The organism is Vibrio sp. 2092, from assembly GCF_033339635.1.
In the GTDB taxonomy this organism is placed as follows: Bacteria; Pseudomonadota; Gammaproteobacteria; order Enterobacterales; family Vibrionaceae; genus Vibrio; species Vibrio alginolyticus.
The window spans coordinates 19,879-33,475 of the sequence record NZ_JAWOUY010000014.1 but is presented as its reverse complement, the minus strand read 5'-3'; the positions used below and the strand labels follow the sequence as shown (position 1 = coordinate 33,475).

The window sequence follows — 13,597 nt, the reverse complement described above, 5'->3', positions numbered from 1 at the left end:
CCGTCACGCTGATGACTTTAGAAAGCCCCGCTCAATGAGCGGGGCTTTTTTGTATCTACCGAACCGTATCTACTTAGCTGCAATGTAAGGCTCTCCATACAATGAGGTTCGGCAAGCTCACGACTCTATTCAGATACAAAAAAACCGCTGATTGTTCAGCGGTTTTTGTTTTCGGTTCTCAATCTGCCTTATGGCATTTCGTCGAACTCTGCACCTTCTTTTTCTACTTGAGGTGGCATCAAGTGCTCTTTCTGGATACCCAGTTTTAGAGCCAGTGCTGATGCTACGTAGATAGAAGAGTAAGTACCTACAGTGATACCGAGTAAAAGTGCGGTTGCAAAGCCGTGAATCATAGCACCACCCTGCATGAACAGTGCAATTACCACGAATAACGTCGTACCAGATGTAATCAATGTACGGCTCAACGTTTGAGTGATTGAGGCGTCCATAATGTCTGAAGGTTCACCCTTACGCATCTTACGGAAGTTTTCACGAATCCGGTCAAATACAACGATGGTATCGTTGAGTGAGTAGCCCACAACTGTCAGTAGCGCAGCTACGATGGTCAGGTCAACTTCAATTTGTAGAAACGAGAAGACACCTAGCGTGATAATTATATCGTGAGCCAATGCCATTACCGCACCAGCCGCTAGACGCCATTCAAATCGCATCGATACATAAAGCAGGATACAGATCAGCGATACCAAGATCGCTAGACCACCAGCTTCTGTTAGCTCATCACCAACGTTGGGACCTACGAACTCAATACGACGCATTTCTACGCTTTCGCCAGTACCATCTTTGATAGCACCAATGATTTGGTTACCTAGCGTTTCACCAGAAACGTCATCACGTGGACGAAGACGGACCATGACTTCACGAGCACTACCGAAGTTTTGTACTGTCGCATCGCCAAAGCCTTTTGAATCTAGTGCTGCACGAATCTCTTCAAGGTTTGCTGGCTGTTCAAAACCTACCTCGATAAGCGTACCGCCAGTGAAATCTAGACCCCAATTAAGCCACTTGGTTGACAAAGTGAAGATAGAAGCAGCAATCATTATAATTGAAAAAACGAATGCTACTTTCGACCAACGCATAAAGCCGATCGTCTTCTCTGCTTTTAGAATTTGAAACATATTAATTCCCAGCCTTAGATCGACAATTTATCAACGCGTTTGCCACCGTAGATCAGGTTCACGATACAACGTGTACCAATAATGGCGGTGAACATTGAAGTTAAGATACCGATAGATAGAGTAACTGCGAAACCTTTCACCGCACCTGTACCGACCGCAAATAGAATGATTGCAGTAATTAGTGTTGTGATGTTCGCATCAGCAATCGTGCTGAATGCATTCGCGTAACCTTGGTGAATCGCTTGTTGTGGACTACGTCCATCACGAATTTCTTCACGGATACGCTCGAAGATCAGTACGTTCGCATCAACCGCCATACCGACTGTTAACACGATACCGGCTATCCCCGGAAGCGTCATGGTAGCGCCTGGAATCATCGACATAACACCAATGATAAGCACCAAGTTTGCCATTAGAGCGATGTTTGCAATCAAACCAAAGCCGCGGTAGTAAAGCAGCGTAAATAGCATTACGGCAACCATACCCCAGATACATGCTTGGATACCCATATCGATGTTTTGCTGGCCCATTGATGGACCAATGGTACGTTCTTCAACGATAGAGATAGGTGCAATCAGTGCACCAGCACGTAGTAGAAGTGCTAGGTTGTGTGCTTCTGCAGCAGAGTCGATACCTGTAATACGGAAGTTACGACCAAGAGCCGATTGAATCGTTGCTTGGTTGATGACTTCTTCATGCTTATCCAGAATAACTTTGCCTTCAGGCGTACGACGGCCACTGTCTTTGTATTCTGCAAACACGGTAGCCATTAGCTTACCAATGTTCTTCTTAGAGAACGCAGACATCTTATTACCACCTTCGCTGTCTAGCGAGATGTTAACTTGTGGACGACCATATTCATCAACACTTGAGCTTGCATCTGTGATGCTTTGACCGCCAAGAATAACGCGCTTCTTAAGCACAACTGGGCGACCATCACGGTCCATCTTGATTTCACTACCTGCTGGCGCACGACCATTTGCCGCTGCCGATAGGTCAGCTTTATCATCAACTTCACGGAATTCAAGCGTTGCCGTAGCTCCGAGAATTTCTTTTGCACGAGCAGTGTCTTGAACACCAGGCAGTTCAACCACAATGCGACTAGCACCTTGACGTTGAACCAATGGTTCCGCAACACCTAGTTCGTTGACACGATTACGTAAAATCGTAATGTTTTGCTCAACAGCATAGTTACGGATCTCTTGTAAACGTTGCTCAGTAAAGGTTGCAGTAAGAGCGTAACGGCCATTTGAATCAGAATCGACAAAAATCATGTCCGGGTGATTCTTTTCTAGCGTTGCTTTCGCTTCTGCTAATTGCTCTTCGTTACGCAACAACACTTCTACCGCTTCTTTTCCAGAAGGGCGGATTGCACGGTAACGAATCTTGGCGTCACGAAGTTCGCTACGGAAAGCTTCTTCTTGTTGACCAACAAGCTTTTCCATCGCTGCATCCATATCCACTTCCATTAAGAAGTGAACACCACCGCGAAGGTCAAGACCTAACTTCAATGGTGACGCGCCAATCGCTTCTAGCCAATCGGGTGTAGAAGGTGCAAGGTTAAGTGCAACAATTGTGTCTTTGCCTAGCGCTTCGCTGATGACATCACGAGCACTGATTTGTGTGTCAGTGTCGTTAAAACGAACAAGAATTGATCCATCTTCGAGAGCAATGGATTTATGAGAAAGTTGCTCTTTGTTAAGAGCAGTAGTGACAGCATCCAGCGTTGACATATCTACAGAGGCGCCACGCGCCCCTGTAACTTGAATAGCCGGATCTTCACCGTAGATATTTGGAAGTGCGTATAACGCAGCGGTGATGATGACAAAAAGCACCATCAAGTACTTCCATAATGGATAACGGTTTAGCACAGCGAGGATCCTTTAGCTGTTTTATAGAGACTTAAGCGTACCTTTTGGTAGCACTGCAGTGATGAAGTCTTTCTTGATTACTACTTCATTGTTCGCGTTAAGCTCAATTGAAATGTAGTCATTGTCTTCAGCAATCTTAGTGATTTTACCCACTAGGCCACCGCTAGTTAAAACTTCGTCGCCTTTGCCCATAGAAGCCATTAGGTTTTTGTGTTCTTTTACGCGTTTCGCTTGTGGGCGGTAAATCATGAAGTAAAAGATCACGGCGAACATGCCAAGCATGATTAGCATTTCAAAACCACCGCCTGCTGGCGCGCCTTCTGCTGCTGCGTGAGCCTGAGAAATAAACATTAAAACATCCTCATTATATTTTATTGATAATCAAACAAATTGGGCTTTCGCATTTTAGATTCAAGTCTGAGAGTAACTAATAGAGATCGCTCTCTCAAAAATAACGTGCGTTAGCCTACTTTATTAGCAAAAGCCTCTGGCGACATACCAAAGGCTTTAATTCTTTTAGTTTTTCAATTACTGCTCTTTTGCTAGTGGTGGCACTTCACGGCCACGACGCTCATAGAACTCAGTAACAAATTCATCGAAGCGATCTTCATCAATTGCTTTACGAATGCTTTCCATCAGACGCTGGTAGTAACGCAGGTTATGGATTGTATTCAAGCGAGCGCCTAAGATTTCATTACAACGCTCTAAATGGTGAAGGTACGACTTGCTGTAGTTTTGACAAGTGTAACAGTCACAATGCGGATCCAATGGTGTTGTATCCGTTTTATGTTTCGCATTACGGATCTTGATCACACCACCAGTCACAAATAAGTGACCATTACGTGCGTTACGCGTTGGCATTACACAGTCAAACATGTCGATACCACGACGAACACCTTCAACCAAATCTTCTGGCTTACCAACGCCCATCAAGTAGCGAGGTTTGTCTTCAGGAAGTTGAGGACAAGTATGCTCAAGAATACGGTGCATGTCTTCTTTAGGCTCACCTACTGCCAAACCACCAACCGCATAACCGTCAAAACCGATTTCCGTTAGACCTTTTACCGACACATCACGTAAATCTTCGTAAACACCACCTTGAACAATACCAAATAGGTTGTTCGGGTTTTCTAGCTTCTCGAAGTGGTCACGTGAACGCTGTGCCCAGCGTAATGACATTTCCATCGATTTCTTCGCTTCATCATGTGTCGCTGGGTATGGCGTGCACTCGTCAAAAATCATAACAATATCAGAGCCCAGGTCTTTTTGAATTTCCATCGACTTTTCTGCGTCCATGAAAATCTTGTCACCGTTTACTGGGTTACGAAAATGTACACCTTCTTCAGTGATCGTACGCATCTTACCAAGGCTGAATACTTGGAAGCCGCCTGAATCAGTAAGGATAGGACCGTGCCAGTTCATAAAATCGTGCAGGTCACCGTGCATTTTCATCACTTCTTGACCAGGACGTAGCCACAGGTGGAACGTATTACCTAGCAGAATTTCTGCACCAGTACCTTTTACTTCTTCTGGTGTCATACCTTTAACGGTACCGTAAGTACCTACTGGCATGAACGCAGGAGTTTGAACAGTGCCGCGTTCGAAAGTCAGTTGACCACGACGTGCATTGCCGTTTTTCTTCTTAAGATCGAATTTTAATTTCACGATGCCTCCGGGTGTCAGAGAAACAGTCTGACTGAGTGTTTAGGGCTCTACCCTACTTTAAGGAGCGGTCGCTTTTCCTTGCGAGAGACAAAGCAATGGATGCTTTATTTCCTAGCTTACTGCTAGCACTCGTAAATCTATTTTTAACTACGCCGTTTTCTTCTTGATGAACATTGAATCGCCATACGAGAAGAAACGGTATTTGTTTTCCACCGCATGTTTGTAAGCATTCATGGTGTTCTCGTATCCAGCAAATGCACTCACCAACATGATCAGTGTTGATTCAGGCAAGTGGAAGTTTGTGATCAAGCAATCCACCAACTGATATTCGTAACCAGGGAAAATAAAGATTTCTGTATCGCCAAAGAATGGGGCCAGCTCAGTCCCTTTTTGCAATGCGTCTTGCGCTGCACTTTCAAGTGAACGCACAGATGTTGTACCAACAGCAATAATTCGTCCGCCACGCGCTTTCGCCGCTTTAATTGCTTCGACGACTTCTTGTGGTACTTCTACGTACTCGGCATGCATGTGGTGATCGTTGATATTTTCCACTTTTACTGGCTGGAATGTACCCGCCCCAACGTGCAAAGTAACGTAAGCAAACTCTGCACCTTTCGCTTTGATTTTCTCCAAGAGAACATCATCAAAGTGAAGGCCCGCTGTCGGTGCCGCAACCGCACCTGGCTTTTGATTATATACCGTTTGGTAACGCTCTTTATCTGCATCTTCGTCTGGACGGTCGATGTAAGGAGGAAGCGGCATATGGCCGATTTCTTCCAGAATTTCTAGTACCGTCTTATCAGAACTAAATTTCAGTTCAAATAAAGCATCATGGCGTGCAACCATTTCTGCTGAATATTCATCATTCTCGCCAACAATAATGGTTGTACCTGGTTTTGGTGATTTAGAGCAACGAACGTGCGCGAGGATGCTTTTCTCATCCAACATACGCTCCACCAGCACTTCTAATTTACCGCCCGATTCCTTGCGGCCAAAAAGACGAGCAGGAATAACACGAGTATTATTAAACACCACTAAGTCACCGGGTTGAACTTGGCCCAATACATCAGTAAATGTGCCATCAATGAGCTCTCCGGTATTGCCGTCCATTTGCAGCAGTCGGCTAGCGGTACGCTCTGGTTGAGGGTAGCGAGCGATGAGTTCATCTGGAAGGTCGAAATGGAAATCTGATACTTGCATGTTACTTGTCTTATCTATTGGTCAAATCACGTCTAGGCGACGATAAAATTGCGACGAGTTTTTCGCAGCAGACTAGTATATGTTTACATGCTGCAATAGCAAGCAAATCACCAGAATATAGCAGTAAAAGCCATGGTGAAGAGTGTAATAAAACGTGAAAAGCCTCGATTACTTGGCACTATTTTTAATTTGAGCCCCAAAGAGAGAACATGAAAAAAGCAAAGCAGCGTATACCGCTGCTTATTAGTTTGGCATTCCAATCGCCCTATCAAACCTCACGCTTTCGCCACAAGAATAACGGCACGAATAAACCCAATAACCAAAACCCTAGACTGCCACCTTCATCATCTGAGCCTTTGAAATCACAGTTATTGGTCGCAATGCCATCGTGACACTCTTTATTGTCACCACTTTCATTGTTAGCACTTTTGATAAAATTCGGCGCAATGATGTAACGACTTGGTGGCGCATCGGCAGTGATGTAAGACTGTACCCAGTCGTAATAGTGGCTCACCTTGGTATAGAAACTTGGGATCGTCAAAGAGCCACACGTTGGTAGAATAAGAGGGCCGCCACTAACAATACCAATTTGTTTGCCGGTCGCCACATCGACCAACGGGCCACCACTGTCACCTTTACATGCAGAGTTGCCATATTGGGTATGGCTATCCGGCTCCAATACATGGTTTTGTGTTGGTAGCGTACAAATTTTGGTTTGGTTGTCTCTTGAATCAATGATCCCCGGAAAACTGCTGCCAATTTCTAAACGCTCATAACATTTGTCGATGGGCAAAAATGTGCTAATGGTGGTTTTGAGCGTATTAGAAGGTTCAGAAGCATCCGGCAGAGTAGACCCCCATCCAAACACTTGCACATTTTCGACACGTTGATTGGTCAGGTAATTATCGTTCCAGTCCGCCACCAAACGTGCTTCGATACTCTCCATGTCAACTTTACTCGCTAGGTCAGCAAAGCTCGCGTTTGCCACTGGGCGCGTGAGATACAGCAACGCGATGTCTGAATCTAAACCGGTTTGGATAGGTTTCACGTTGCCATTACTGTCGGTCTCAGCTTTTGAAATCCGGGTGTAATCCGGATGAACCACAACGTGAGACACCGGATAGAAGTTATCAAGCCCTGCAGAATTAAGTTCATACACATTCGCATTCACCGACAGCTCACCCGGCGGGGTCACATAGTAGGTTGCTTCATTGGTCCCTTGTCCCATCACCACACAGTGCGCAGCAGTCAGTACCCATTGCTCTGTCAGCATCGTTCCACCACACAGCGGAAACTCTGCCATATTACTTGCTCGCAAAGTAACGCGGTCAACAGGATCGGTTTGTTCATCTCCTAACACAATCGCCTGTGTTGATGGCACACTGAATGCCGCCACTGCCAGCGCAATCAGTTTGTTACACGTTGTTCGTTTCATCTAGGTTGCTTTCTTCAATTTGGTAAGCCTGGACGTATCTTCTTCGAGAGAAGAATCTTGGAAAATCCAGCGAATAAAAATGTGCGATTCAATTCATTGGATTACCTTGGGAACACATTCAATATCAACTAAAAATGCCAACTGACTCGCACACAAACCGACTTATTCAAATTAATAAAAACACCAATAAAACACAGATTACGCAGCCCATCAGCATTGTGCTATTTAATTGATGAAAAACGAGTTAGCTCCCAGATATACAGAAAAATATTCTCTATATTTAAGAGAAGGACAATGCCGCTGGAGGTCTCTATGATCAAGGTTGAAGACATGATGACTCGTAATCCTCATACCTTACTGCGCACGCACACCTTGCGTGATGCAAAAAGCATGATGGATGCGCTTGATATTCGACACATTCCGGTTGTTGATGCCAATAACCACTTACAAGGCTTGGTGACTCAACGCGACATTCTTGCTGCTCAAGAATCGAGCTTGCACCCAGATGAGGCTGAACAATCTTTTACTTTAGACACACCGCTCTACGAAATGATGCACACCAATATCATGACGGCAGAGCCTATCGCGGGGCTCAAAGAGAGCGCTATCTATATGCAAAAGCATAAAGTTGGCTGTCTACCTGTTGTCACCAAAGGTCGATTGGTCGGCATCATTACTGACAGTGACTTTGTGACCATTGCGATTAACTTATTGGAACTGCAAGAAGAAGTGGAACCTGAAGAAATCGAGCAGGAAGAGTAGTACGCAAGCGTATTCTCTTTGTTGTAAGTTTCGTTTTTACACCGGTTAAACGAAAAAAGAGCGGCAGGGTTGCCGCTCAAAATGCCATTACTGACGCTGATTAAGGAAGTGTTTCTCTGCCAATTAGAATTGGTCTTCTTCGGTCGAACCTGTCAATGCTGTCACTGAAGAGTTACCACCTTGGATAGTATTGGTCATTCTATCGAAGTAACCTGTACCTACTTCTTGTTGGTGCGCAACAAACGTATAGCCTTTTTCAGCTGCTTGGAATTCAGGACGCTGAACTTTCTCAACATAATGACGCATACCTTCACCTTGAGCGTAAGCGTGCGCCAGTTCAAACATGTTGAACCACATGTTGTGAATGCCTGCTAGCGTGATGAATTGGTACTTGTAGCCCATGTCTGCAAGCTCTTGTTGGAACTTAGCAATGGTTTCTGCATCTAGGTTTTTCTCCCAGTTGAATGAAGGCGAGCAGTTGTACGCCAACAATTGATCTGGGTATTCAGCGTGAATTGCTTCTGCAAACTTACGTGCTTCTTCCAAACATGGCGTAGCCGTTTCACACCAAATCAAGTCTGCATATGGTGCGTAAGCCAGGCCGCGAGAGATAGCTTGGTCGATACCCGCGCGAACGCGGTAGAAACCTTCTTGAGTACGCTCACCTTCGATGAAGTCTTTATCATATGGGTCGCAATCTGAAGTAATGAGATCCGCCGCATTCGCATCAGTACGAGCAATAACTAATGTTGTTGTACCCGCTACGTCAGCAGCCAAACGAGCTGCAACGAGCTTTTGTACCGCTTCTTGCGTAGGAACTAATACCTTACCACCCATATGGCCACACTTTTTCACCGATGCTAACTGGTCTTCAAAGTGAACGCCCGCGGCACCGGCTTCGATCATCGATTTCATTAGTTCGTAAGCGTTAAGCACACCACCAAAGCCCGCTTCAGCATCCGCTACGATAGGTAGGAAGTAATCAATACCACCTTCATCTTCAGGCGTCTTACCAGCAGCCCACTGAATTTGGTCTGCACGACGGAATGAGTTGTTGATGCGTTTTACTACTGACGGTACAGAATCTACTGGGTAAAGAGATTGGTCTGGATACATCGTCGAAGCGGTGTTGTTATCCGCCGCTACCTGCCAGCCTGACAAGTAAATCGCTTCAATACCTGCTTTAGCTTGTTGAACCGCTTGACCACCCGTTAGCGCACCAAGACAGTTTACGTAACCTTTTTTCGCACTACCGTTGACCAGTGACCAAAGTTTGTCTGCACCACGTTGTGCAATTGTGTTTGCAGGCACCATAGAGCCACGTAGTTCCACCACTTCCTCGGCAGTGTAAGTACGCTTCACATTTTTCCAGCGTGGATTAGTTGCCCAGTCTTTTTCCAGAGCTTCAATTTGTTGGCGGCGAGTTAAGTTAGTCATTGGTCTATCCCTCTTTATAATTTGCACTTTATGCGTGTGCGTTGAGTTTCCGTTCTCAGGCAGTACTTCCCTATCTGCCTTGAAAATCCTTCACGTTATTGGTGTTACAGTTATTCTTTATTAATCCAGGTAGTCATAACCAGGAACTGTCAAAAAGTTGGTCAGTTCATCGCTCGTCGTGAGCCTTGCCATTAAGTCTGCTGCTTCTTCAAATCGACCCGCATGGTAGCGCTGTTCGCCAATTTCTTGCTTCACGACTTCAATCTCCTCTTTGAGATAGAGCTCGAACAGCTCTTTAGTGACCTTTAATCCGTTGTCTAGCGACTTGCCGTGTTGAATCCATTGCCAGATAGAGGCGCGTGAGATTTCTGCCGTTGCTGCGTCTTCCATCAGTCCGTAAATCGGCACACAACCATTGCCAGAAATCCAAGCTTCGATGTATTGCAGCGCAACGCGAATATTGTGGCGCATTCCGCCTTCAGTGCGCTCGCCTTCACAAGGCTCAAGCAGTTCAGCTGCTGTAATAGGCGCATCCTCTGCACGGCTCACATCCAACTGGTTGGTGCGTTCACCCAGCACAGCACTAAAGACTTCCATAGCAGTGTCAGCCAAACCTGGATGAGCCACCCAAGTACCGTCGTGGCCGTTGTTAGCTTCTAACGATTTGTCAGTCTGGATCTTGTCTAATACTTTTTGATTCTCTTTCGGGTCTTTAGCTGGGATAAATGCGGCCATTCCTCCCATCGCGAAAGCACCTCGTTTATGGCAAGTACGTACCAATAATCGCGAGTAAGCGTTTAAGAATGGCTTGTCCATCGTTACCACTTGGCGATCTGGCAGTACTCGGTCTGAGTGTTTTTTCAATGTTTTGATGTAGCTAAAGATGTAATCCCAGCGACCACAGTTCAAACCAACGATGTGTTCTTTAAGCGAGAACAGAATCTCGTCCATTTCGAATACCGCTGGTAAGGTTTCAATCAGCACCGTCGCTTTGATGGTGCCTGTATCCAAACCGAAATAGTCTTCCGTGAAATGGAACACTTCGCTCCACCACTTCGCTTCGTGATGCGATTGCAGTTTTGGAAGGTAGAAATAAGGGCCGCTGCCTTTTTGAAGTAACGCTTTGTAGTTGTTATAGAAATACAGAGCGAAATCGAATAGTGCACCTGGAATGATCTGACCGTGCCACGTAACGTGTTTTTCTTTTAAATGAAGGCCGCGAACACGGCAGATCAACACCGCTGGGTCATCTTCCAGCTGATAATGTTTGCCATTGCCAGGATTGGTGTAACTGATGGTGCCATTAACAGCATCGCGCAAGTTAATTTGACCATCCAGCACTTTACTCCATGCAGGAGACATTGAATCTTCGAAGTCTGCCATGAACACTTTTACATTCGCATTCAGTGCGTTAATCACCATCTTGCGGTCAGTTGGTCCGGTAATCTCCACACGGCGATCTTGCAGATCTTGTGGGATTCCTAGGATCTTCCAACTTCCTTCACGGATGTCTTGTGTCTCTGGTAGAAAATCTGGTAGCTCACCAGCATCAATACGTGCTTGCTTCTCTTCTCTTGCTTCCAGCAACTCTTCAACACGTCCGGCAAATTTTTCACACAGTAGAGATAAAAAGGTTTGGGCTTCAACAGGGAAAATTGCTTGATGTTCTGGAGCAACGACTCCATTCACCTCAAGCATGCCTTGGGTTTGCTTTAGTTGTTGTGTTTTTTGTTCTGTCTGAGCAAGCATAATCATTCATCCTTAACGTGCTTTATCAATCTTGGGTAGTCAGCGTAAAGCTACATTTGTAAGTTATGAACAACAAATTACATCCTTTAACTTTGTGTTCAACTCGTCTAGCCATGTCGATAGATTGCGTAATGCTACGTGTATTTTCAATCTAGACATAAGTCGTATCGCCTTTAAATAAGCTATATCAACAAAGGGTTTAGTGAAACCCCTAATATAAACAAAACAGAAAATTCAAAGTTTTATTCCGCAAGGTAAAAACCATCTATCAAGCGCCTTATTTTGTAAGTTATTACGTAATAAAATTACATTAAATTTAAAGTCGCTTTATAATTTCAAACAAGCGTATGAATATTGACAGGTAAACAAACACCTTGTATTCACAAGGGCTGAAGAGATGGATTTAAACAGGAGTCAAACAAGGTATGCAGGGCTTTGTGTAAAATTAACATTGTGAAATTTCACTATTTTATGAAAGCTTCATCAAAGAAGAGCTGTAAAATTTTACAAGTCAAAGTTTACCAGCAGAATAAAATACTAGAAAGCGCACTGTTTCCAGTGCGCTTTTAGATAAATAATGGAGAAGTAAGGGCTAATACTAATAGCTAAAGCAGCTCTGAAACGACTTCTGCAAGTTGATTAAATGTTTTCGTTCTTGACGAGCTCGGACGCCAAACTAAGCCGATTTCGCGATAAGCTTGTTTACCAGGAGGATCGATCACGACTAAATTCTGGTTATGCAGCAAGCCATGGTCGATAGCCATTTGAGGAATGAACGTTGTTCCCAAACCATTCGCAACCATTTGCACCAGTGTATGGAGGCTGGTTGCCGTAAACGGATTGATTTTTTCTTTGTCTGTTAATTTACACGCTGATACCGCATGTTCCGTTAAGCAATGTTCTTTCTCTAGTAGAAAGACGGATTCGTCAGGTAAATCCGCGTAACGAATCGGCACAGGGACCGATTGGGCTTGATTAGCGCTTATAACCATTCGAAACGGATCCTTACCCACTACTCGGCTTTCCATCCCATCAATTTCGACTGGTAACGCTAAAATAAGCACATCCAGCTCACCATGTCTGAGCGCTTGAAGTAAGTTTGTCGTCGTGTCTTCTCTTAATAAAAGATTCAGTTGTGGAAAACGGTAGTTCACCTCTTGTACCAAATCACACAGTAAAAACGGAGCAATTGTTGGTATGCATCCTACTTTTAGCTGGCCTTGCATATCGTCGCCTTGGCACATACGTCCAAGCTCGACCAAATCTTGCCCTTTTGCTAACAGCTCTCGCCCCTGCTTTACTACCATTTCTCCTGTTTGGGTAAAAACCAGTGGACTTTTCTTGTCTTTCTTTTCATATAATGGACAGCCAATCAACTCCTCTAAGTTTTGAATACCCTTACTTAAAGTCGACTGACTGACAAAACAACGCTCTGCAGCGTCACTAAAATGTCTTGTTTCATGCAGTGTGACTAAATAGTGTAACTGCTTCAAACTGGGCCATTTATTCATAATTGTATTTGTATCTACCGCCGTTCCAGTGATCGAGTTAAGAGTTTTGTTATTATCGTTTTTTTCGATTAACTCAATCTATTTATTTCGCTTTTTTCAATACTACAATCTGTACTATAGTTTGTCTCGTACAAACACGAACCAAACCGACACAACTGAATTCGGTTTGGAGCTAACCATACTTTTTAGGAGCAAAAAAATGGTACTAGTAGGTCGTCAAGCCCCTGATTTTACTGCAGCAGCTGTTCTAGGTAACGGTGAAATCGTTGAAAACTTCAACTTTGCAGAGTTCACTAAAGGTAAGAAAGCAGTAGTATTCTTCTACCCACTAGATTTCACTTTCGTTTGCCCATCTGAGCTAATCGCATTCGACAACCGTCTAGCTGACTTCCAAGCTAAAGGTGTTGAAGTAATCGGTGTTTCTATCGATTCTCAGTTCTCTCACAACGCATGGCGTAACACTGCTATCGAAGATGGCGGTATCGGTCAAGTTAAGTACCCACTAGTTGCTGACGTTAAGCACGAAATCTGTAAAGCTTACGACGTTGAGCACCCAGAAGCAGGCGTTGCTTTCCGTGGTTCTTTCCTAATCGACGAAGAAGGCGTTGTACGTCACCAAGTAGTTAACGACCTACCACTAGGCCGTAACATCGACGAAATGCTACGCATGGTTGACGCTCTTAACTTCCACCAGAAGCACGGCGAAGTATGTCCTGCACAATGGGAAGAAGGTAAAGCAGGTATGGACGCATCTCCAAAAGGTGTTGCAGCGTTCCTATCTGAGCACGCAGCTGACCTAGGCAAAAAATAATAGACCTTCACCCTAGCTCA

General features: G+C 44.7%; 11 protein-coding genes. 2 read left to right on the top strand and 9 right to left on the bottom strand.

Features of this window, described 5'->3' with window-relative positions; genetic code table 11:
• Positions 1–188: 188 nt before the first annotated feature.
• The 6 genes from secF to R7P80_RS20490 all read right to left on the bottom strand — a co-directional run bounded on the left by secF (position 189) and on the right by R7P80_RS20490 (position 7,307).
• Positions 189–1,136 (bottom strand): protein translocase subunit SecF, encoded by a 948-nt coding sequence (secF, locus tag R7P80_RS20515; protein ID WP_005383689.1) that lies wholly within the window; start codon positions 1,134–1,136, stop codon positions 189–191.
• A gap of 14 nt (positions 1,137–1,150) precedes the next feature.
• Positions 1,151–3,007 carry a protein translocase subunit SecD gene (gene secD / locus R7P80_RS20510; protein WP_225491883.1) on the bottom strand — a complete coding sequence of 619 codons (1,857 nt, stop codon included), beginning with the start codon at positions 3,005–3,007 and terminating at the stop codon, positions 1,151–1,153.
• 21 nt (positions 3,008–3,028) lie between these two features.
• The gene (gene yajC, locus R7P80_RS20505) at positions 3,029–3,358 is read right to left on the bottom strand and encodes a preprotein translocase subunit YajC (protein ID WP_005381725.1); all 330 of its coding nucleotides are present in this window, start codon (positions 3,356–3,358) and stop codon (positions 3,029–3,031) included.
• Positions 3,359–3,535: 177 nt separating this feature from the next.
• Positions 3,536–4,672 (bottom strand): tRNA guanosine(34) transglycosylase Tgt, encoded by a 1,137-nt coding sequence (gene tgt, locus R7P80_RS20500; RefSeq protein ID WP_005381727.1) that lies wholly within the window; start codon positions 4,670–4,672, stop codon positions 3,536–3,538.
• A gap of 147 nt (positions 4,673–4,819) precedes the next feature.
• Entirely contained in the window at positions 4,820–5,872 is a 1,053-nt protein-coding gene (queA, locus tag R7P80_RS20495; protein WP_154204823.1) for a tRNA preQ1(34) S-adenosylmethionine ribosyltransferase-isomerase QueA, read from the bottom strand.
• 268 nt (positions 5,873–6,140) lie between these two features.
• Entirely contained in the window at positions 6,141–7,307 is a 1,167-nt protein-coding gene (locus R7P80_RS20490) for a trypsin-like serine protease (RefSeq protein ID WP_225491882.1), read from the bottom strand.
• Between the two features lie 312 nt (positions 7,308–7,619).
• On the opposite strand from R7P80_RS20490, the gene R7P80_RS20485 reads away from it, so the two are divergent.
• On the top strand, positions 7,620–8,069 hold the full coding sequence (locus tag R7P80_RS20485) for a CBS domain-containing protein (RefSeq protein WP_017820562.1): 450 nt from the start codon (positions 7,620–7,622) through the stop codon (positions 8,067–8,069).
• A 123-nt stretch (positions 8,070–8,192) separates the two neighbouring features.
• Here the strand turns inward: R7P80_RS20485 and aceA are convergent, their stop codons facing one another.
• The 3 genes from aceA to R7P80_RS20470 all read right to left on the bottom strand — a co-directional run bounded on the left by aceA (position 8,193) and on the right by R7P80_RS20470 (position 12,766).
• Complete coding sequence (gene aceA, locus R7P80_RS20480; protein WP_005381733.1) at positions 8,193–9,506, bottom strand: isocitrate lyase; 1,314 nt, start codon at positions 9,504–9,506, stop codon at positions 8,193–8,195.
• Positions 9,507–9,626: 120 nt separating this feature from the next.
• On the bottom strand, positions 9,627–11,255 hold the full coding sequence (aceB, locus tag R7P80_RS20475; protein ID WP_225491881.1) for a malate synthase A: 1,629 nt from the start codon (positions 11,253–11,255) through the stop codon (positions 9,627–9,629).
• A 605-nt stretch (positions 11,256–11,860) separates the two neighbouring features.
• The gene (locus R7P80_RS20470) at positions 11,861–12,766 is read right to left on the bottom strand and encodes a hydrogen peroxide-inducible genes activator (RefSeq protein WP_005383681.1); all 906 of its coding nucleotides are present in this window, start codon (positions 12,764–12,766) and stop codon (positions 11,861–11,863) included.
• Positions 12,767–12,965: 199 nt separating this feature from the next.
• Between R7P80_RS20470 and R7P80_RS20465 the strand changes: the two genes are divergently transcribed.
• Positions 12,966–13,577: a peroxiredoxin C gene (locus R7P80_RS20465; protein WP_005381738.1), complete on the top strand. Its 612-nt coding sequence runs from the start codon at positions 12,966–12,968 to the stop codon at positions 13,575–13,577.
• Positions 13,578–13,597: the final 20 nt, after the last annotated feature.

Coding starts and splice junctions, on each gene's coding strand:
- secF (WP_005383689.1), bottom strand. CDS start 1,136: ATGTTTCAAATTCTAAAAGCAGAGAAGACGATCGGCTTTATGCGTTGG.
- yajC (WP_005381725.1), bottom strand. CDS start 3,358: ATGTTTATTTCTCAGGCTCACGCAGCAGCAGAAGGCGCGCCAGCAGGC.
- queA (WP_154204823.1), bottom strand. CDS start 5,872: ATGCAAGTATCAGATTTCCATTTCGACCTTCCAGATGAACTCATCGCT.
- R7P80_RS20490 (WP_225491882.1), bottom strand. CDS start 7,307: ATGAAACGAACAACGTGTAACAAACTGATTGCGCTGGCAGTGGCGGCA.
- R7P80_RS20485 (WP_017820562.1), top strand. CDS start 7,620: ATGATCAAGGTTGAAGACATGATGACTCGTAATCCTCATACCTTACTG.
- aceA (WP_005381733.1), bottom strand. CDS start 9,506: ATGACTAACTTAACTCGCCGCCAACAAATTGAAGCTCTGGAAAAAGAC.
- aceB (WP_225491881.1), bottom strand. CDS start 11,255: ATGCTTGCTCAGACAGAACAAAAAACACAACAACTAAAGCAAACCCAA.
- R7P80_RS20470 (WP_005383681.1), bottom strand. CDS start 12,766: ATGAATAAATGGCCCAGTTTGAAGCAGTTACACTATTTAGTCACACTG.
- R7P80_RS20465 (WP_005381738.1), top strand. CDS start 12,966: ATGGTACTAGTAGGTCGTCAAGCCCCTGATTTTACTGCAGCAGCTGTT.